The sequence below is a fragment of the Actinocrinis sp. genome, assembly GCF_035650855.1.
Classification (GTDB): domain Bacteria; phylum Actinomycetota; class Actinomycetes; order Streptomycetales; family Catenulisporaceae; genus Actinocrinis.
The window spans coordinates 1-19730 of sequence record NZ_DASRGV010000356.1; the positions used below are offsets into that span (position 1 = coordinate 1).

16 protein-coding genes are annotated in these 19730 nt (G+C 69.1%); 11 read left to right on the plus strand and 5 right to left on the minus strand.

Features of this window, described 5'->3' with window-relative positions:
• On the plus strand, positions 1-572 hold a 572-nt coding region (locus tag VFB40_RS24945), incomplete at its 5' end, for an ArgP/LysG family DNA-binding transcriptional regulator (RefSeq protein WP_324854779.1).
• Between the two features lie 132 nt (positions 573-704).
• Here VFB40_RS24945 and VFB40_RS24950 read toward each other — a convergent pair.
• The 4 genes from VFB40_RS24950 to VFB40_RS24965 form a co-directional block, all read right to left on the minus strand.
• Positions 705-1379, minus strand: a complete 675-nt coding sequence (locus VFB40_RS24950; protein ID WP_324854781.1) for a class F sortase — start codon at positions 1377-1379, stop codon at positions 705-707.
• A gap of 16 nt (positions 1380-1395) precedes the next feature.
• Entirely contained in the window at positions 1396-2262 is an 867-nt protein-coding gene (locus VFB40_RS24955; RefSeq protein WP_324854783.1) for a DUF4397 domain-containing protein, read from the minus strand.
• 195 nt (positions 2263-2457) lie between these two features.
• The gene (locus VFB40_RS24960) at positions 2458-3333 is read right to left on the minus strand and encodes an ABC transporter permease subunit (protein WP_324854785.1); all 876 of its coding nucleotides are present in this window, start codon (positions 3331-3333) and stop codon (positions 2458-2460) included.
• A complete protein-coding gene (locus VFB40_RS24965; protein WP_324854788.1) occupies positions 3330-4301 on the minus strand; it encodes an ABC transporter ATP-binding protein in 972 nt (323 codons plus the stop codon). The genes VFB40_RS24960 and VFB40_RS24965 overlap by 4 nt, the downstream gene beginning before the upstream one ends.
• A gap of 233 nt (positions 4302-4534) precedes the next feature.
• Here VFB40_RS24965 and VFB40_RS24970 point away from each other — a divergent pair, with 233 nt between their 5' ends.
• The 10 genes from VFB40_RS24970 to VFB40_RS25015 all read left to right on the plus strand — a co-directional run bounded on the left by VFB40_RS24970 (position 4535) and on the right by VFB40_RS25015 (position 18135).
• A complete protein-coding gene (locus VFB40_RS24970) occupies positions 4535-5860 on the plus strand; it encodes a sensor histidine kinase (protein WP_324854790.1) in 1326 nt (441 codons plus the stop codon).
• Positions 5857-6588 carry a response regulator gene (locus tag VFB40_RS24975; protein WP_324854792.1) on the plus strand — a complete coding sequence of 244 codons (732 nt, stop codon included), beginning with the start codon at positions 5857-5859 and terminating at the stop codon, positions 6586-6588. The genes VFB40_RS24970 and VFB40_RS24975 overlap by 4 nt, the downstream gene beginning before the upstream one ends.
• 165 nt (positions 6589-6753) lie before the next feature.
• On the plus strand, positions 6754-7182 hold the full coding sequence (locus tag VFB40_RS24980) for a CBS domain-containing protein (protein ID WP_324854794.1): 429 nt from the start codon (positions 6754-6756) through the stop codon (positions 7180-7182).
• Positions 7183-7465: 283 nt separating this feature from the next.
• Complete coding sequence (locus VFB40_RS24985; RefSeq protein ID WP_324854795.1) at positions 7466-8554, plus strand: ROK family protein; 1089 nt, start codon at positions 7466-7468, stop codon at positions 8552-8554.
• Positions 8555-8558: 4 nt separating this feature from the next.
• Positions 8559-10262 carry an ABC transporter substrate-binding protein gene (locus tag VFB40_RS24990; RefSeq protein ID WP_324854797.1) on the plus strand — a complete coding sequence of 568 codons (1704 nt, stop codon included), beginning with the start codon at positions 8559-8561 and terminating at the stop codon, positions 10260-10262.
• A 72-nt stretch (positions 10263-10334) separates the two neighbouring features.
• A complete protein-coding gene (locus tag VFB40_RS24995; RefSeq protein WP_324854801.1) occupies positions 10335-11324 on the plus strand; it encodes an ABC transporter permease in 990 nt (329 codons plus the stop codon).
• A gap of 6 nt (positions 11325-11330) precedes the next feature.
• The gene (locus tag VFB40_RS25000) at positions 11331-13376 is read left to right on the plus strand and encodes a dipeptide/oligopeptide/nickel ABC transporter permease/ATP-binding protein (RefSeq protein WP_324854804.1); all 2046 of its coding nucleotides are present in this window, start codon (positions 11331-11333) and stop codon (positions 13374-13376) included.
• Positions 13373-14398 carry an oligopeptide/dipeptide ABC transporter ATP-binding protein gene (locus VFB40_RS25005; protein ID WP_324854806.1) on the plus strand — a complete coding sequence of 342 codons (1026 nt, stop codon included), beginning with the start codon at positions 13373-13375 and terminating at the stop codon, positions 14396-14398. The genes VFB40_RS25000 and VFB40_RS25005 overlap by 4 nt, the downstream gene beginning before the upstream one ends.
• Before the next feature lie 108 nt (positions 14399-14506).
• Positions 14507-15082 carry a DUF1707 SHOCT-like domain-containing protein gene (locus VFB40_RS25010; protein WP_324854808.1) on the plus strand — a complete coding sequence of 192 codons (576 nt, stop codon included), beginning with the start codon at positions 14507-14509 and terminating at the stop codon, positions 15080-15082.
• Positions 15083-15237: 155 nt separating this feature from the next.
• Entirely contained in the window at positions 15238-18135 is a 2898-nt protein-coding gene (locus VFB40_RS25015) for a glycosyl hydrolase 2 galactose-binding domain-containing protein (protein WP_324854810.1), read from the plus strand.
• Between the two features lie 153 nt (positions 18136-18288).
• Here the strand turns inward: VFB40_RS25015 and VFB40_RS25020 are convergent, their stop codons facing one another.
• Positions 18289-19491 carry an ROK family transcriptional regulator gene (locus VFB40_RS25020; protein ID WP_324854812.1) on the minus strand — a complete coding sequence of 401 codons (1203 nt, stop codon included), beginning with the start codon at positions 19489-19491 and terminating at the stop codon, positions 18289-18291.
• Positions 19492-19730: the final 239 nt, after the last annotated feature.

Below are 19730 nucleotides of genomic sequence, written 5' to 3' on the forward strand. Positions count from 1 at the left end.
TCGCGAACGTACCCCCCGAGCTAAGGATCTGCTACGAGCTGCACCGCGAGGACCAGGACTACACCGACCAGCTACTCCGCCAAGGCCTGGTCATGGCCGCGGTCTCCTCGTCGCCGCAACCGGTACAGGGCTGCATCGTGCGTAAGCTCGGCCAGATGCGTTACCGCTCGATGGCGACGCCCGAGTTCGCGGAAAGATGGTTATCGCAGGCACCGTTGCGTCAGGCGATCAGCAGCGCGCCGGTCGTGATCTTCAACCGAAGAGACGATCTTCAGGACAAATTCCTACGCCGGCTCGGCCCGCGCGTCACCTCAGGCCCGCGGCACTACGTTCCGGCCTCCGAGGCGTTCTTCGAGGCAGTGGCCTCGGGCTTCGGCTGGGGCATGCTCCCGGACATCCAGGTCACCGAGCGCGCCGCCGCCGATCTGGTCGAGATCGCTCCCGACCTGCCGGTCGACGTGCCCCTGCACTGGCAGCAGTGGAAGCTCGGCTCGCCCGCGCTGACGGCGGTCGGCGACGCGGTGATCGAGACCGCCGCGCGGCTCCTGAGTCGAAGTAGTGAGAGTGAGTGAGCATGATCTCGAATGTGTAATCTCAATCGGTCGTCAGAACATCAGCTGACCGCGAATGTGTGAAGCGTGCGCCTGCTGCGGCGGGGTATCTTCGTGCTCGAAGTTGAGGGCCAGCTTGGTTGAGCTTTGGGCTCACTTGGCCAGCGTCGCGTACACCACGATGTTGTCCAGGTAGTGCCCGTCGGCGAAGGCCCCGCCGCAGGTGATCAGCCGCAGCTCCGGGTCTGGCCGCGCGCCGTAGACGTCCGCCGTGGGGAAATCAGTCTTCGGATAGTGCTTCACCAGCATGACCTGGAACGTCACGTTCTGGCCGGAGCTGAGGCCGACGGTGATCCGGTCGCCGGGATTTAGCTGCTTGACGTCGAAGAAGACGGCAGGGCCGTTGAAGGAGTCGACGTGCCCTGCGATCACCGCGGGGCCGACCTGGCCGGGCACCGGGCTGCCGGTGTACCAGCCGGCCTCGGTCAGGTTCGTCGGCGGCTGGAGCGCGCCGGAGCCGTCGAGGCCGAGCGTTTGCAGCGTGGTGTGCACGTTGATCACCGGGATGTCGATCGACACCGGACGCGCGTCGGCGGTCGGCGAGCTGCTCGCGCTCGCGTCGTCGCCGGTGGGGGACGCGATCGGCACCACTACTGGTGCTGGGGGCTTCGCTGCCGGAGTGGAGGTGGTGGCGCCTCGCGCGATGGCGGCGGTCACCCCGACGACTGCGGCCACGCCGAGTGCGGCTGCGGCGACGCGTCCCAGTGAGGGCCGCCCGTCCTTCATGAACCACTGGTGCGGCCTGGCGTGCTTCGGTTGCCATTTCATCGCGCGCTCATTCGCATCACCGGAACCGCCGTCTGGCGGTGAAGGCCACGACGCCGAACCCTGCTGCGGCGAGGATTACCCACAGCGCGGGGACCGTCTGTGCGCCGCTGCCAACCGCCCCCGCCTTTTCGGCCGTGCCGCCGAAACCCGTGCTCACCCCGCCCTTCGGCATCGCGCTCATCCCGCTCGCGTCGTTGACCACGAGCACGCGCGCGACGTCCTCCGCTCCGTCCAAGATCACGACGCTGTACGTGCTGTTCGCGGCCAGGTTGGTGGACACCGTCTGCGTCGTGGCGGCCTTGGTCGTCACGACCAGCGCGCTCATTCCCGGCGCGACTGACTGGTACGGCGAGGCACCCGGCGAACGCAGGTTGGCCGCCAAGCTCTGCGTGCCCAACAACACCGACGCGGTGGGGCTCTGCCGCGACGCCTCGATCACGCGTATGCCCGCCATTCCAGCAGGCGCCGCGAGCTCATCGTTGAGGACCTGGAGCTTGACCGCGCTCGTCCCGAAGGACGCGACCGTGTACGCCTGTCCTGCCGCCACGGCGAGCTGGGTTGTAGCCAGCGGGTTTGCGGTCGCCGGGCTACCCGCCCCGCGCATCGCCACCGTGTAGCCGCCCGGCGCGACGGGTTGGTACTGCGACATCGTTCCGTACGTCGCGTGCGTCATCGCCGGTTGCGTGCTCTGTGTGCTCTGGGTGTTCTGCGGGCTCTGTGTGCCTGAGCCGGCGGACGGGGAAAGGTACCCGTCGACCGGCGTCATCGTCGGTGAGAGCTGCGCGAGCCTGACCCAACCCACCGTGGACGTGTCGTCCGCGTTCGCCGCGACCGGGTGCGCGGCGACGGCGACACAGGCGAGCATGGCAGCGCTGGCGACCATCGATGCTCTATGTAGTCGGGTGCGCACCGGGTGGCTCCTTGGGCGGCCGTGGATGACCTGGCCCCCGCCTCGCGGACGAAGTGGCGAAGGACCGACTACGCATCGGTCCCTCGGGTTCGTCGCGAGCCATGCCACAGATTGTCATTCGGGCTGACTTATGGGAAGAGTTCGGTCGTGGCCAGCGGCCTTAAGTCATCACGCGTCGCGTTTCCGCAGGACATAGTGCGCGAGCGCGAGCAGCACGACCGGGTAGGCGACGATCACCACGAACGACCACGGCCGGGAGAGATCGTTGGCGTGCGGTTGCTGCGCGATCAGCTGCCCGAGGCAGTCAGTGGGCAGGAACTGGCCGATCCGGTCGCCCCACGGCGCGGGGAAGGCCGAAACCACGCCGGGCAGGATGAACACGAGTCCGAACACCGCGCAGATGGCCCAGGCCGTATGCCGCAGCAGGACCCCGAACGCCAGTCCGATCAGCGCCAGCACGGCGAGGTAGAAGCCCGCGACGAGCACCGCGCGCAGCGCCCCTGGCGAGCCGATGGACAAGCCGGCGCCGACCCCGTGCATGATCGCCTGGACCGGGAAGAACGCGGCGAACGCCAGGATCTCGCCACACAGCAGCGTGAAGGCGCCGATCATCACGGTCTTCGCCGCGAGTACCGCGCGCCGCTGCGGTGTGGCGGCGATGGTGGCGCGAATCAGGCCACTGGCATACTCGGAGCTGATCACGAGCACCCCGAGCACGCCCATGACCAGCTGGCTGAATTCGAAGCCGTCGAAACTGGAGGCGAGCGCGTCGAAGTGGAAATCCGGGTGCGTGCTGAGGTTGGCCCAGTTGGACCGGACGTTCTGGGCGATCAGGATGCCGACCAGGATCGACGGCACGGCCGCGCACACCACCGCCCAGTACGTGCTCTGCACTGAACGGAACTTGATCCACTCGGCGGCGAGCAGGTCTAGGAATCTGGCGGCTGGGCCGCCGAGGGGGGGATGGGAGCCCGTATTCGCCCGGGCGCGGGCTCCACTGCCGGCTCCGTTACCCGTGGCTTCTGATGGGGTCGCGATGCTCATCGGGGCCCTCCCGTCGCCGCTTGTGCGTCTACTACTTCTGCGGAGCCGTCGCGTCCGCTCGATGCGCGGTACTCGACGCTTTCCTCGGTCAGCTCCATGAACGCCTCCTCGAGAGACGCGCGGTCCGCTCGTAGTTCGTGGATCGCCAACCCGTGTGCGGCCGCCACATCGCCGATGCGCTCCTGCGTCACGCCGGTCACCGCGAGCATCCCGTGCTCGGCCTGCTCCACCTGTTCGACCTGCGCGCCCTCCGCCACCAGCAGCCGGGCCAGGTCGCCGCCGTAGGGCGTGCGCACCAGAATCCGGCCGGCCGAACCCGCCTCCACGAACTCCTCGACCCCGGTGTCCGCGATCAGCCGGCCGCGCCCGATCACCACCAGGTGGTCCGCGGTCTGCGCCATCTCGCTGAGCAGATGGCTGGAGACGAGCACCGTGCGGCCTTCCGCGGCCAGCGACCGGAACAGCCCGCGCACCCAGCGCACACCCTGCGGATCAAGGCCGTTGACCGGCTCGTCGAACATGAGCACCTGGGGTTCGCCGAGCAGCGCCGCCGCGATGCCGAGGCGCTGCTTCATGCCGAGCGAGAAGCCCCCGACGTGCTTCGAGGCCACCTCGGTCAAGCCGACCTGCTCCAGTACGGCGTCAACGCGTCCGCGCCGCATCCCGTTGCTGCGGGCCAGCGACTCCAGATGCGCGCGTGCGCTGCGGCCTCCGTGCACCGCCGTCGCATCGAGGAGCGCGCCGACGCGGTAGAGCGGCCGCTTGAACTCGTTGTATCGGCGGCCGTCGATGGTGACCTCGCCCCGGTCCGGTTCGTCGAGGCCGAGAATCATGCGCATCGTGGTGCTCTTCCCCGCGCCGTTCGGGCCGAGGAAGCCGGTGACCATGCCCGGCCGCACGTTGAAGGAAAGGCCGTCCACCGCGAGTTTCCCGCCGTAGCGTTTGCTCACGTCCTTGATTTCGATCACCTGGAACTCCCCGGACTCGGGACCTCGGCGCGGGGCCGGGTCCGCTGTGTTGCTGACCAGGCCAGCGTCCCGGCAGGCGCTTCGTATGTCGTCGGCCCGGCGTATCGATCCGCGATCGAGCCACGAGCAGTACGCGCGGGATGGTGGCGCCCGTGCTTACGCCCTCGGGATGAGCTGCCGCGGTACATCTGCGGGACGATGCGCAGGCAGCGCGTGCGCATTACGGTCAGGGCGTGAAACTCTCCGCGATCGAGTGGCGGCGCGTGTCGCCGTATGTCGTGGACGCGGCGGTCGGTTTCGTGCTCAACCTGCTGCTGCTCAGGTCGGCGCTCTCACCGCTTTTTCCGCGGGCGGTGCACATGCCCATGGCGGTGGGGGCGACCGCGGCCGTGCTCTCAGGCGTCGCGATCGCGTTGCGCAGGCTCGCCCCGCTCTCCATGCTCGCGCTGTCCTTCGTCGCCTGCGTGGTCTCGTACCTGGGCGGCTTCCAGCGCGACCCCTTCATCGCGGTCGGGCTCGCGCTGTACATCGTGGCCGCCGTGCGTCCGAAGCGGGTCTCGCTCAGCGCGCTGCTCGGCTTGATCTTCATGCTGCTGCTGACCTTCGGCGGGGCTCCGGACCGGCCGATGCTCGAGAACTCCAGGCAGCAGCAGTGGGTCTTCCTCGCGCAATCGGTTTCGCCCGCGGCCGTGCTCTGTGCCGCTTGGGCGATCGGCTTCGCCGTGCGCAGGCAGCGCGCGTACGTCGAGGCGGTCCGGGTACAGGCGCAGGACCAGGTGCGGGCACAGCACGAACTGGCCTGGCGTACGGTGACCGAGGAGCGGCTGCGCATCGCCCGCGAGCTGCATGACGTGGTCGCGCACAGCATGAGCGTGATCACCGTGCAGGCGGGAGTAGGAGGCCACGTCCTCGACACGCAACCTGAGCAGGCGCGCTCGGCGCTGGCGGTGATCGAGACGACCGGCCGGGAGGCGCTTGCCGAGTTGCGGCAGCTCCTCGGAGTGCTGCGTGAAGACTCTGGAGAGGCGGTACGTGCCCCGGCGCCGCGTATCGCAGACCTCGATGAAATGATCCGCCGGGTACGGCAGGCGGGCACAGCCGTGGACGTGGATATCCGCGGAACGCAGCGGGCGTTGCCCGGGGGAGTGGAGTTGTCGGCGTATCGAATCGTGCAGGAAGCGCTGACCAATGTGGTGAAGCACGCGCGCACCGATCGGTGCCGGATCCGCCTCGGTTATGCGGACGACGCGCTGACCATCGAGGTCACGGACGACGGAGTCGGCGCCGGGGCGCGCGCGTCTGATCAGAACACTGTCACGGATCCCGGCGCGCAGGCCGGTCACGGCCACGGCCTCATCGGCATGCGCGAGCGCGCGGCACTGCATGGCGGCGGATTCGAAGCCGGGCCGCTGCCGTTGCGCGGGTTTCGGGTCGCGGCCAGCCTGCCGGTGGATCGCGGCCGCTGGACGGAGCCGGACCTGCCGCCGGAAGCCGGCCGGCCGTCCGAGCCCAGTCGCCCGTCCGAGCCCGGCCTGCTGCTGGAAGGCGGCAGTGCATGATCAGAGTACTGATCGCGGACGATCAGGCCCTGGTGCGCGGCGCGTTCGAGGTGCTGGTGAACTCGGCGCCGGGCATGACAGTGGTCGGCGCGGCGGCGGATGGGGTCGAGGCGGTCGAGCTGGCGCTGCGGGAAGCTCCGGACGTGGTGCTGATGGATGTGCGCATGCCGAAGCTCGACGGCATCGAAGCCACCCGCCAGATCATCGCCGCTTCCCGCAAGAGCGCCGAGGTCGACGCCGGGGGCGACTCCGACTGCGCCGAATCAAGGTCGTGCGGTGCTCGGGTCCTGATCCTGACCACCTTCGACCTCGACGAGTACGTATACGCGGCGCTGCGTGCCGGCGCGAGCGGATTCCTGCTCAAGGACACCGCTCCGGCGCAGCTGCTCGACGCGATCACCGTCGTCGCCGCCGGGGAAGCGCTGCTCGCGCCGACCGTCACCCGGCGCCTGATCGAGCAGTTCAGCCGCTCGCCGCAACCCTCCCGCGCGCCGCGCGTCTCGCTCGACGGGGTCACCGACCGCGAACACGAGGTGCTGGCGCTGATCGGCCGCGGCCTGTCCAACGCTGAGATCGCCGAACACCTGCATCTGGCCTCGCCGACGGTCAAGACCCACGTCAGCAGGCTGCTGATGAAGCTCGGCGCGCGCGACCGGGCGCAGCTGGTGATCGTCGCGTACGAGAGCGGGCTGCTAGATCAGCAGCCGTTTCCGCACGCACCGTCCTAAGGCGTCCTCGGCTGTCCCGAGCCGTCCCGGCCCCCCGCCCGATCTGCCCTACTACCTCCCGTATACCTCCACTCGGGGAAACCTTTGCCTCAAGGGCTGGCGCCCGGCCGCTTTGTCGGTCACGGTGATAGGAACCCAGGCCGAACTCCAAAGGCGGAGGACACCATGAGGGTCCGAGACGTACTCGCGCACAAGGGCGGTGGCGTCGTCACCGTCCGTCCCGACGCCACCTGCCGCGACCTGCTGGCTCTGCTGGCCCAGCACAATATCGGCGCGGTCGTGGTCTCCCCGGACGGAATCACGGTCGCCGGCATCGTCTCCGAGCGCGACGTGGTGCGCCGCCTGCACGACCGGGGCGCCGCGGTCCTGGACGCGCCCGTCGAGCAGATAGCCACGCTGGAGGTGAAGACCTGCCACCCCGAGGACCCGCTGGACGAACTGCGCGAGACGATGACCCTGCGCCGGTTCCGGCACATCCCCGTGGTCTCCCAGAACCGCCTCGTCGGCATCGTCAGCATCGGTGACGTGGTCAAGAGCACCATCAGCCAACTCGAGGACGAGAAGCAGCATCTGATCGACTACCTGCAGGGCTGACCTCCCCGCCGGATCCGCGACCCGCTGCGCCGCACCGCCTGAGCGAGTTCAGGCGGTGCGGCGCAGCCGTGTCTCCGCAGCCATATCTCCGTGCCCGGTGCTCGACCGCCCACTGCCACCGCCACCGCCGGAACGCCGGATGCGCACCGCGACCCGAGAACGTTGCGCAGCCGTTATTGATCATTTACGCGGGGCCATTGCGTGCCGCCCGCATATAGTTTAACTTCCTTACAAATTCGCGGCCAGGCTCGGCCGCGGGGCAGCCGGAACTCGGGAGCCGCGCGTGGACGCACCACCGGTCGTGCTGGGGCTGGACTTCGGCGGGACCAAGACCGCCCTGGCCGTGGCGCAAACGGACGGAACCCGGCTGGGCTCGGCCACCCGGGACACCCTGGCCGGGCTCGGCGCCGCCGCCAGCCTCGCCGGGGCGATCCAGGCCGCGCGCGAACTGCTGGACACGGTCGCGCCCGGCCGTCCGCTGGCCGCCGTGGGCGTGGCGACCATCGGCATCCCGGGCGAGGACGGCGTCGCGCTCGCCCCGAACATTCCCGGCTGGGACAACCTGGCCCTCGGCCGGGAACTGCGCGAGGCCTTCCCCGGCGCGCGGATCCGGCTGGCCACCGATGTGAAGGCGGCGGCACGGGTCGAAGCCGAATCGGGCGCGCTGGCCGGCTGCGATCCGGCGATCTACCTCAACCTGGGCACCGGTCTCGCGGTCGCGATCGTGGCCAACGGCTCGGTGATCGACGGCCGCAACGGCGCCTCCGGGGAGATCGGCTACAACCTGCGCCGGCTCGACGACGTGGGCCTCGGCGCCGCGCAGCGCATCCCGCTCGAGGACGTCGTCAGCGGCAAGGCCCTGATGATCGAGGCCGCGGCCCTGCTGCCCGGGAACGGCGAGAGCGACGCCCACGAGGACGTCGGGGCGCTCGCCGCCGAGTTCTTCGCCCGAGCCGAGTCGGCCAGGTCGGAGGGCGCCGATCCCAAGCCGGCCCGGCTAGTCGACCGCTTCGTCGCAGAGCTCTCCTTCCATCTGGTCAACCTGGCGATCGCGGTTGACCCGGTGCGGATCGCGGTCGGCGGCGGACTGGTGCGCTCCTGGGCGCCGATCCGCGACGGCCTGCGCCGAGCGCTGGACGCCGCGGTGCCCTATCCGCCCGAACTGGTCCGCGCCGCGTATCCCTACGACGCACCGCTGCTCGGCGCGCTCGCCCTCGCCCTGGCCGCCGCACGGGACGGCGAATCAGGATCCGACGACACGCTCAGCGGCAACACGCTCCTCGATGGCTCTCCCCACGACGGCACGCTTCCCAAGAGCGCGCTCCCCGACGACTCGGCCCCGGCGGCACAAGGACTTTCACGAAGGGATTAGCAGGATGACAAGACGCTCTGCCCGGCTGCTCGCCGCCGCCGCGGCGATCTGCCTGACTGCCAGCGCGTGTTCGAGCACGCAGCACCGCGGCGGTACCACCTCCGCCTCCACCAGCGCGGGTGCCTCGGACAACGGCCCGCACAAGAAGGGCGGCACGGTCACCATCTCCAATGAGCAGGGCCAGACCTGGACCTGCCGGTTCAACCCGTTCAACCCGGCCGCCTACCTGGAGTCCAACGGCTTCGTCTACGAGCCGCTGATCTTCGTGGACGAACTCAACAACTCGGCCGAGACCCCGATGCTGGCCACCGGCTACCAGTGGAACGCGGACAAGACCTCGATCGTCTTCACCATCCGCGACGGGGTGAAGTGGAACGACGGCCAGCCGTTCGGCGCCGACGACGTCGCGTTCACCTTCAACCTGATGAAGCAGGTCCCTGCGACGGACCTGTACGCGCTGTGGACGGCGGCCGGACTGCAGAGCGCCACTGCCTCCGGGAACAAGGTCACGCTGACCTTCAAGCAGCCCGCGCAGCCGTACTTCTACTTCTTCGCCGACCAGGTGATGATCGTGCCGAAGCACGTCTTCGGCTCCGGGGACGCCGCCGCGCACCCGGACACCTGGGCGGACACCAACCCGGTGGGCACCGGGCCGTTCATGGTCAACCCGTGCTCGCCGAACAACATCCAGTACACCGCCAACCCGGACTACTGGCAGGCCGGCAAGCCCTACATCCAGAAGGTCGAGTATCCGGCCTACCTGGACAACGGCCCCGCGAACCTCGACCTGGCCAGCGGAAAGGCGCAGTGGGGCAGCCAGTTCATCCCCGGCATCCAGCAGTTCTACCTGAACAAGTCCGCGGACAACCACACCTGGTCCCCGCCGGTGCTCAACGTCTCGCTGTACCCGAACCTCGATCCGTCGCACAAGGCCACGAGCACGCTCGCCGTGCGGCAGGCCATCTCCGCCGCGATCGACCGTTCGCAGGTCTCTGCGATCGGCGAGGGCGGGCAGGAGCCGGCCGCCAACCAGTCCGGCGTGGTGCTGCCCACCTTCCAGAAGTACTACGACGCAGCGGCGGTCTCCTCCGCTGGATACGACAAGCCGGACCAGGCGAAGGCGAAGCAGCTGCTCTCCAGCGCCGGCTACTCGCCCGCGCATCCGCTGAACCTGACCGTCATCACCATCACCGGCTACACCGACTGGGACGCCTCGCTGGCGGTGATCAAGCAGGAGCTCGCGCCGATCGGCATCAACCTCTCGGTCAGCGACCTGGCGCAGCAGACCTTTGACACGAAGCTGTTCACCGGCGACTACGACCTGGCCTACTACGGCCAGCTGACCGGCGGCCCGACTCCGTACTACGAGCTGCGCGAGATCCTGGACTCGGCGAACACCGCGCCGATCGGCCAGAGCGCCAACAGCAACTACGAGCGCTACAAGAACCCGGCCGTGGACGCGCTGTTCAACCAGTACGCCACCGCGGACGACGCGACCCAGGTATCGCTGATCAAGCAGGTCGAGGCGGCGATGGTCAAGGACGTCCCGATCATCCCGGTGACCGAGTCAGTGGACTGGTTCCAGTACAACACCGCGGACATCGGCGGCTGGCCCACGCAGGACGACCCCTACGCCCAGCCCGCCGCGTTCAACTTCCCCGACGCCGGTCAGGTGCTGCTGCACCTGTACTCGAAGTCGGCCCAGTAGCCGCGAGCGGCACCACTCTTCCCGCCGGGCCGTCTGGGCCGGCCCGGCGGGAAGCGGGAGGAGCGAACCGAAGTGAAACACGTCCTGCGGCGCGGCGGGTTCTTCCTGCTCACCTTGTGGGCGGCGCTGACGCTGAACTTCTTCATCCCCCGGTTCATGCCGGGGGATCCGGTCAACGCGCTGCGCGACCGCACCCGCGGCAAGGTGTCCGAGGCGACGCTCCAGCAGATGCTCAGCTCCTTCGGGTTCAAGCCGAACCAGAACCTCGGGGCGCAGTACCTTGATTACCTCGGCAACATGCTCAGCGGGCACTGGGGCCTCTCGATCGGCCAGGCGCTCGGCGAGCCGGTGACCACGATCATCGGCCAGGCGCTGCCGTGGACGCTCGGCCTGGTCGGAATCACCACGGTGCTGGCCTTCGCGCTCGGCACGCTGATCGGCATCGTGGCCGGCTGGAAGCGCGGCGGGCGGCTCGACGCGATCCTGCCGCCGCTGTTCGTGGTCACCTCGGCGCTGCCGTACTTCTGGGTGGCGCTGCTGCTGATCCTGATGTTCTCGGTGTGGACCAACGGGCTGCTGCCCAGCGACTTCAACTACGACACCAGCCTGGTGCCCGGCTTCTCGCCCGGCTTCATCGGCAGCGTGCTGCAACACGCGGTGCTGCCGGCCGCGACCCTGCTGATCACCTCGATCGGCGGCTGGATCCTGACCATGCGCAACAACATGATCACCACGCTGGCCGAGGACTACGTGCGGATGGGGCGCGCGAAGGGCCTGCCGACCCGCAAGGTCATGTACGGCTACGCGGCCCGCAACGCCTTCCTGCCGAACCTCTCCGGCTTCGCCATGTCGCTCGGGTTCGTGATCTCCGGCGCGATCCTGATCGAGTACGTGTTCAACTATCCGGGCCTGGGCTACCTGCTCTACAGCGCGGTGCAGAACGTCGACTACCCGCTGATGCAGACCCTCTTCATGCTCTTCACGGTCGCCGTCCTGGTCGCGGTGCTCATCTGCGATCTGGCGACCGCCTGGCTCGATCCGCGCGTGCGGGCGAAGGAGTAGCGGCCGATGACCGTGTTGCAGGGCACTGCCGCAGCCGCGCCGAGGCCGCGCCGCTCGGGCGGCGGATTCTGGCGGGCGCTGCGCGGAAACCGCAAGGCGATGGCCGGTTCGGTCATCCTGCTGGTCTTCGTGGTGATCTCCGCCTTCCCCGGCCTGTTCACCTCGGTGCACGACCCGAACGCGCTGCAGTTCCCGCCGCGGCTCGGGCCGTCCACCGGGCACCTGCTCGGCACCACCGGGCTCGGTCAGGACATTTACACGCAGCTGATCTACGGCACCCGGCAGTCGCTGATCATCGCGGTCGTCGCAGGGTTCTTCGCCACGGTGCTCTCGGTGCTGATCGGGGTGTCCGCGGCGTATCTCGGCGGCGTCATGGACGACCTGCTCTCCATGGTCACCAACGTGGCGCTGGTCATCCCGGCCTTCCCGCTGATCGTGATCCTGGCCAAGTACGCCGGGCACGGCTCGCTGACCGTGCTGCTGGTGGTCCTGGTCGTCACCGGCTGGGCCTACGGAGCGAACCAGATGCGCGCGCAGGCGCTCTCGCTGCGCAACCGCGACTTCCTCGAATCCGCGCGGGTGCGCGGCGAACGGCGCTCGTACATCATCGTGTTCGAAGTCCTGCCGACGATGACCTCGCTGATCGTGGCCAACTTCCTCGGCGCGGCGCTGTACTCGGTGCTCAGCGCGGCGGGCCTGCAGTTCCTCGGCCTCGGCGACCCGAACTCGTCGAGCTGGGGCACGATGCTCTACTGGGCGCAGAACCAGCAGGCGCTGCAGACCGGCGCCCCGCTGTGGTCGATCGCCCCGGGCCTGTGCGTCGCGCTGCTCGGCGTCGCCTTCGCGCTGATGAACTACGCCTTCGACGAACTGAGCAACCCGGCGCTGCGACCGGTCAAGGCCAAGGAGCGCAAGGTACGCGCCGCCGTCGCCGCCAAGGCCTCAGCCGCGGCAGGGGCCGAGGCCGGTGCTTCGCCCTCACCGGTCGGCACCGAGACCTCGCCCGCACCAGACCCCGCCGATGCCGAATCCCCGGCCGACCCAGACGCCCCGCTGCTCCAAGTACGCGGCCTGACCGTCGAATACGCGACCGCCCGCGGCGCCTCGGTGGCCGTGGCGAAGGTCGATCTCGACGTGCGGCGCGGCGAATTCCTCGGTGTCGTCGGCGAATCCGGCTGCGGCAAGTCCACCCTGCTGTTCGCGATCGCCCGGCTGCTGAGCGCCCCCGCCTCCACCACCGGCGGCAGCGTGACCTTCAAGGGGCGCAACCTCGTCGCGATGACCGAGAAGCAACTCAATGTGCTGCGTTGGCGGGACTACTCGGTCGTCATGCAGAGCGCCATGAACGCGCTCAACCCGGTGCGCACCATCGGCGCGCAGTTCAAGGACGCGATCGAGGCGCATGCCGACTACAGCTCCGAACAGATCAAGCAGCGCAGCGTCGAAGTGCTGGAGCTGGTCGGGATCGATCCGGTGCACCTGAAGAGCTACCCGCACCAGCTCTCCGGCGGTATGCGGCAGCGCGCGATGATCGCGATGGCGCTGCTGTTCACCCCGGACCTGGTCATCATGGACGAGCCCACCTCCGCCCTCGACGTGGTCGCGCAGCGCTCGCTCATGGTGCAGATCAAGGAGCTGCAACAGCTGCTCGGTTTCGCCGTCATCTTCGTCACCCACGACATGTCGCTGGTCAGCCGGTTTTCCGACCGCCTTGTAGTGATGTACGCCGGTCAGGTGGTCGAGTCCGGCCCGACGCGCACCGTCTTCGACACTCCGGCGCACCCGTACAGCAAGGGTCTGCTGGACGCGTTCCCGTCTATCCACGGCGAGCGCGTCGAGTTGAAGGGCATCCCGGGCAGCCCGCCCGATCTCGGCAATCCGCCGGCCGGCTGCCGCTTCCACCCGCGCTGTCCGGTCGTGCAGGAGCGCTGTCGAAGTCAGGAGCCTGACCTCTATCAGATCGGCGAGGCGGGCGAGGTCAAGGCGCGCTGCCTGTTGCTCACCTCCGACGACGAACCGCAGGCTTCCCGCTCGCTGGAGGTGAACTCGTGACTGAGCCGCTCATCGGGGCGCCGCTGATCCAGACGATCGGCCTCTCGCGGCATTTCAAGGTGGGCGGCGGCTTTTCGCGGCGCACCCTGCACGCGGTCGACGACGTGGACCTGGAGATCAACCCGCGGGAGATCGTCGCGCTGGTCGGCGAGAGCGGCAGCGGCAAGTCGACCATCGCGCGGCTGCTCGCGCGCGTCTATCGGCCGACTGCCGGCGAGATCCGCTATCAGGGCAAGTCGCTGGCGACGGTGCGCGGACGCAAGGCGCAGCTCGCCTATCGCAGCGACGTGCCGATGGTGTTCCAGGACCCGTTCAGCTCCCTGAATCCCGCCTACCGCGTCTCGCACGGCATTCTGCGTGGACTCAAGCTGCATCGGCCGGAGCTGAGCCACACGCAGCGGCAGGAGGAGGCGGAGCGAGTGGTCGAGGCGGTCGGCCTGGTGCCCGCCGCCGACATCCTGGGCCGCTATCCGTACGAGCTCTCCGGCGGCCAGCGCCAGCGCATCGGCTTCGCCCAGGCGCTCGCGTACAAACCCAAGCTGATCCTCGCCGACGAGCCGGTCTCCATGCTCGACATCTCGATCCGCATCGGGCTGCTCAACGTGATGGCGCGGCTGCGGGAATCCGAGGGCGTCTCATTCCTCTACATCACGCACGACATCGCCAGCGCCCGGTACGTCTCGGACCGGCTGCTGGTCATGTACGGCGGACACGTGGTCGAATCAGGGCCCACTGAAGCCGTGTTGTCAGACCCGAAACACCCTTATACGAGCCTGCTGCTCTCGGCGGTCCCGGACCCGCGCGCCCCGCTCGGCGTCGACTCGGAGGCGGCCAAGTCGGAGCCGCCCGCGGTCATCGATCCCAAGCCGGGCTGCCGGTTCCGGGCCCGCTGCCCGCTGGCGATCGACGAATGCGCCTCGGTGACGCCACGGCTGCGCGACCTCGGTCCAGGGCACCAGGCCGCCTGTCACGTCGCGACCGCGGACGCGCCGACGATCGAGCCTTCGGCGGCCGTGCGATAACCGGCACCGTCGCCGGACGGGTTTGCGGGCTGGAGGCTTTTGCATGCCAGAGGTTTTGCGCAGCCGCGGGCTGGATTCGCCGCGCTCGTGACGGCTAGCGTTGAAGCCATGTCGAGTGACTTGCCCGCGCCGGATCTCCGGGCGTCGCACGAGGACCGCGACCGCGTCGTGGAGGCGCTGCGCGTGGCCGCCGGCGACGGCCGCCTCACCGCCGAGGAGCTCGACGCCCGCTTGGAGGCGGCGCTCTCGGCCAAGACGTTCGGCGAGCTGGCGGCGTTGACGGCCGATCTGCCGGCCGCTCAGCTGAGCACGTCGAGCGGGTCGGTGGCGCCGCCGAAGGACGTGCTGGTCGTCGAGCAGCGCGGCAACAAGTTCGTACGGGACGGGCGGTGGACCGTGCCGCACCGCATCGAGCTGCGGCCGCGCCTGTGCGACGTCACGCTCGACTTCACCGAAGCGGTGCTCACCTCGGACACGCTGCGCGTCGAGATGGACATGCACCTCGGCAAGCTGTTCATCGTCAGCCGCCCCGGCATCGTCGTCGACACCGACGGCCTGACGCTCCAGTACTCCAAGACGAAGCTGCTGAATGAGCGGTCTGACGACTGGCCGCGGCTGCGGATCGAGCTGGTCGGGACGCTCAGGCACGGCAAGGTGATCGAGCGCCGCCGCCGACGGGCCTAGTGCGCAGCGTCTGCTGCGCGTGTCGCGAACTCGTTCCGAGGCCGCCGCTCCAAGGCGTTGACCCCGCTACTTCTCGGTTGTACCTTCATCTCGAAATGGGTAAGTAAGCTAACTTTACAAGATTGACTGCTCCACACCCACGTTCGGGAGCGTGCATGATCGTTCGAGTGGCACGTCGTGGCAGGTTGTTCATCACGACCGCGGTGGCCTTGGGCTTCGCGACCGCGGCGGCATTGCAGAGCGGCGCTTCGGGAGCCACGCCGGCTCAGTCCGCCCACCCGGGCTCCACCGGCCTCGCCTCCGCCACCGCACGGCATACGTACGCTGATCCGCCGACCGGTTCGACCGCCGTCGCGAACCTCGGCGCGGCCAGCGGCTGGAAGGTGCTCACCAGCGCCACGGCCACTCAGAGCGGGGCGCAGATCTCGACGCCCGGCTTCTCCACCTCCGGCTGGTTGAGCGTGGCCAACGACGGCGGCGGCGCGCCCGGGACGGAGATCAGTGCCCTGCTGCAGAACGGCACCTGCCCGAACGTCTACTACTCGACCAACATGAAGTCCTGCTTCGGCCAGATGACCAAGGTAGGCGCGGACACGATCGCGCAGTTCTCAGTGCCCTGGTGGTACCGCACCGACTTCTCCGCCCCGTCGAGCGGTCAAGACGCCAAGCTCATCGTCAACGGCGTCGTCGGGGCCGCAGACGTGTGGGTGAACGGCACCGAGGTCGCCACCTCGGCCACGGTCACCGGCGACTACGCGCGCAACGTCTTCGACATCACCGGCCTGCTGCGTTCGGGCACGAACTCGCTCGCCATCGAGCTGCACCCGAACAACCCGAGCAGCATGCTGACGCTCGACAACGTCGACTGGAGCCAGATCCCGCCGGACAACAACACCGGCATCCAGTTCCCGGTGCAGCTGCAGACCGGCGGCCCGCTGGTGATCGGCAACGCGCACGTCAACCAGGACACCGCGGCGAACCTCAGCAGCAGCGCGCTGACTGTGAAGGCCGACGTGACGAACAGTTCATCGGCTTCGCAGACGGGCACCGTTTCCGCCACGATCACCCCGCCCGGCGGCGGCACGCTGATCACCGTGAGCCAGTCGGTGACCGTGGCTGCGAAATCGACGCAGACGGTGACCTTCGCGCCCTCGTCCTATTCGAGCCTTGCCCTCGCCAACCCGCAGATCTGGTGGCCCTACCAGCTCGGCGCGCAGCCGCTCTACACCCTCACGACCTCGGTGTCGCAGGGATCGACGTCGCTGAACTCGACCACTGAAACCTTCGGCATCCGCACCGTCACCTCGTACCTCACCGGTGCCTCGACCGCCGCGCCCGACGGCGTGCGCGCGTTCAAGGTCGACAACGTGCCGCTCGTGGTCCGCGGCGGCGGCTGGGACCCCGACCTGTTCCTTCGCTACGACCCGGCCGACACCGCGCGGCAGATCGGCCTGCTCAAGGCCATGGGCGTCAACACGATCCGGCTCGAAGGGCACCTGATGCCGGACGACTGGTACCGCCAGATGGACGCCGCCGGCATCCTGGTCAACGCCGGATATCAGTGCTGCGACTTCTGGGAGTCCACCAGCTACACCAGCGCTCAGAACGCGAACTACCAGCTCACCGCGCAGACCGTCGGCGAGAGCCTGCGCAACCACCCCTCCGTGTTCAGCTTCCAGTGGAGCGACAACGCGCCGACCGCCAACCAGGAGTCGCTGGCGCTCAAGGGCTTCGCCGCGGCCGACTACTCAGGCCCCTTCATCTCCTCCGCCGAGTACAACAGCAGCCCGCAGCTCGGCATCTCCGGAGAGAAGGAGGGCCCGTACGACTGGGTCCCGCCGAACTACTGGTACGACACCAGCCACTACGACAGCGGCGACTCGACGCTGACCAACGCCGGCGGCTCCTGGGGCTACGACAGCGAGCAGAGCTCGGGCAACACCGTCCCGACCCTCGACTCGATCAACCGCTTCCTGTCCTCCTCCGACAAATCAGCCCTCTGGCAGAAGCCGAGCGCCAACCAGTACCACAACAACTACGAGGGCACGAAGCACACCGGCTACGCCTTCGGCACCCTCTACAACCTCGACACCGCGATCACCGACCGCTACGGCGCGTGGTCCAGCCTCGACCAGTACGTCGAAGAGGCGCAGGTGCAGAACTACGAGGACACCCGCGCGCAGTTCGAAGCCTTCATCGACCACTCCACCAACTCCACCGCGCCGTCCACCGGCACCATCTACTGGCAGCTGAACAAGGGCTGGCCGACGCTGCTCTGGTCGCTCTACAACAACGACTACGACCAGGCCGGCGCGTACTTCGGCGCCCAGACCGCCAACCGGTCGCTGCACGCGATCTACGCGCTGGACAAGGGCACCGTCACGCTGGACAACCTCAGCGGCGCGAGCCAGACCGGCGTCACCGTCGAAGCCAAGGTCTACAACGCCGCGGGCTCGCTGCTCGACGACCAGACCTCCGGCAGCCTGACGCTGGCCTCCCAGCAGGTGAAGAACTCGGTGCTCAAGCCGAGCGTGCCCACCGCCTCGGGCACCGTCTACTTCGTCGAGCTGCTGGTCCGCCACGGCGGTTCGGTCGTGGACCGCAACGTCTACTGGGAGTCGACCACGCCGGACGCGGTCAACTGGTCCAAGACCATCGGCAACCCGCAGGCCACCATGTCGCAGTACGCGAACCTCAAGGCTCTGCAGAACCTGGCGCAGGCCTCGGTCACCGCGACCGCGACCTCCTCGGCCGTACCGGGCCCGGCCGGCTCCGACCGGCAGGTCACCGTGACGGTCACCAACAACTCGAACAAACCCACGGTCGCGTTCTTCCTGCGCGCCGATGTGCGCCGGGGCACGGCGTCCGGCGCGGAGCTGTCCGGGGACAACGAGTTGCAGACCTCGATCTGGAGCGACAACGACGTCACGCTCTGGCCCGGCGAGTCCGAGACCCTGACCGCGAGCTACAGCTCTGTGGACTTAAACGGATCTTCGCCTGTGATCAGCGTCTCAGGCTGGAACGTGCCGAAGCTGGACATCCCGGTGTCCTGACCCTATAGGATTCGAAACAGGGTTCTGCGAATCCTCCTCTGAGCCGGTTCTAGTGGGTGGAGCCGGGAGGTGAGGGCGGGGCGGTGGGCACTCGCGGCCCACCGCCCCGCCCGTCTGCATGCGCCGGTCTCCATACGCGGTCTCCCGCGGCGCCTAGCCGGCGTTCCAGACCTCGAACGCCCGTTCCCGCGCCGCGGTCACCGCGGTGGCGATCGCTCCGCGCAGCACCGCGTCCCCGCCGAGCTGCGAGGGCACCAGGCCGGGGCGCAGCGGGGTGATCCGGTGCAGCGCCGCGCGCAGCGGCTCCAGCAGCAGGTCCGCGTTGTCGCCGATGCCGCCGCCGAGCACCACCAGCGCCGGGTCGATCACCGCGGCCACCGCCGCGACCGCGTGCGCCAGCCGCTCGGCCTCCAGGCCGACGACCGCAAGCGCGCGCTTGTCCCCGGCGCGTGCCGCATCGAAGACCTCCTTCGCGGAGCCGACCTCCGTCAGCCCGCTTGCCCGCGCCAGCGCGAGAACCGCCTCGCCGGCCGCCGCATCTTCCAGCATCCCGCGCGTCGGCGCGTCGCCTGCGCCGTCACCCGCGGAGCCATCCGTGCCGTCGGCGCCCCACGGCAGGTAGCCGACCTCCCCGGCGGCTCCATGCGCGCCGAGAAACAGCTTCCCGCCGGCCACGATCCCGGCGCCGATGCCGGTCCCCACGAGTAAGTACACGAACAGCTCGCAGCCTTGGCCCGCGCCCACCGAGTACTCACCGAGCGCGGCGAGGTTCGCGTCGTTCACCACCTCGAGCCCGGTCCCCAGCTCGCGCTGCAGCAGGTCGGTCGCGCCCTGCCGTCCCCACCCGGGCAGGTTCTCGGCGTAGCGGACCGAATGCGTCGCGCTGTCCGTGACGCCGGGGCTGCCGACCACCGTGTGCAGCACGCTGGACCACTCCAGGCCCGCCTGCGCGGCGACCCGCCTGGCCAGCGCCCCGGCGGTGGCGACCAGGGAATCCGCGTCGTCGGCCTGGTTGCGTTCGTCGCCGCGGCCGAGCACGACGCCGTCGAGGTCGGTCACCGCCGCGCGGATCCAGCTGCGCCCGATGTCGATGCCCATCGCGTACCCGGCCGTCGGATCGGCCTCGTAGAGCACCGGCGAGCGGCCGCGGCCCGCGTTGGCCACCTTGCCCACCTCGCGCACCAGGCCGGCCCGCTCTAGCCGGCCGAGCGCGGTCGAGACCGTGGGCTTGGACAGGCCGGTGATCCGCGCGAGTTCGGCCCGCGAGGTGGCCCCGTCCGCGCGCAGCCTGCCGAGCAGCAGCCGTTCGTTGTTGACGCGCAGAACGGTCCGATTCCACGCCGACTCTTCGGCCACCGCTGCTCCTCTCGCCGGCTGTGTTCGTCTCCGGATGCGCTGGAAACGAGCCTAGCTGGAGTGCGGCCGGTAGACGGCGCGGCGCGATGACGGATCAGCCCTGGTCGGAAGGGCTAGATGCGGGAGCGTAGACCTGGATCACGCCGCCCTGCTCGCGCACCGGCAACCGGGGGAGCGCGGGCAGCGGGCCGCTGGACTGGCGGGGATGGGTGAGGTTCACTCCGGCGACGGTGAACGTC

Coding starts and splice junctions, on each gene's coding strand:
- VFB40_RS24950 (WP_324854781.1), bottom strand. CDS start 1,379: ATGAAATGGCAACCGAAGCACGCCAGGCCGCACCAGTGGTTCATGAAG.
- VFB40_RS24955 (WP_324854783.1), bottom strand. CDS start 2,262: ATGGTCGCCAGCGCTGCCATGCTCGCCTGTGTCGCCGTCGCCGCGCAC.
- VFB40_RS24960 (WP_324854785.1), bottom strand. CDS start 3,333: ATGAGCATCGCGACCCCATCAGAAGCCACGGGTAACGGAGCCGGCAGT.
- VFB40_RS24975 (WP_324854792.1), top strand. CDS start 5,857: ATGATCAGAGTACTGATCGCGGACGATCAGGCCCTGGTGCGCGGCGCG.
- VFB40_RS24980 (WP_324854794.1), top strand. CDS start 6,754: ATGAGGGTCCGAGACGTACTCGCGCACAAGGGCGGTGGCGTCGTCACC.
- VFB40_RS24990 (WP_324854797.1), top strand. CDS start 8,559: ATGACAAGACGCTCTGCCCGGCTGCTCGCCGCCGCCGCGGCGATCTGC.
- VFB40_RS25000 (WP_324854804.1), top strand. CDS start 11,331: ATGACCGTGTTGCAGGGCACTGCCGCAGCCGCGCCGAGGCCGCGCCGC.
- VFB40_RS25010 (WP_324854808.1), top strand. CDS start 14,507: ATGTCGAGTGACTTGCCCGCGCCGGATCTCCGGGCGTCGCACGAGGAC.
- VFB40_RS25015 (WP_324854810.1), top strand. CDS start 15,238: ATGATCGTTCGAGTGGCACGTCGTGGCAGGTTGTTCATCACGACCGCG.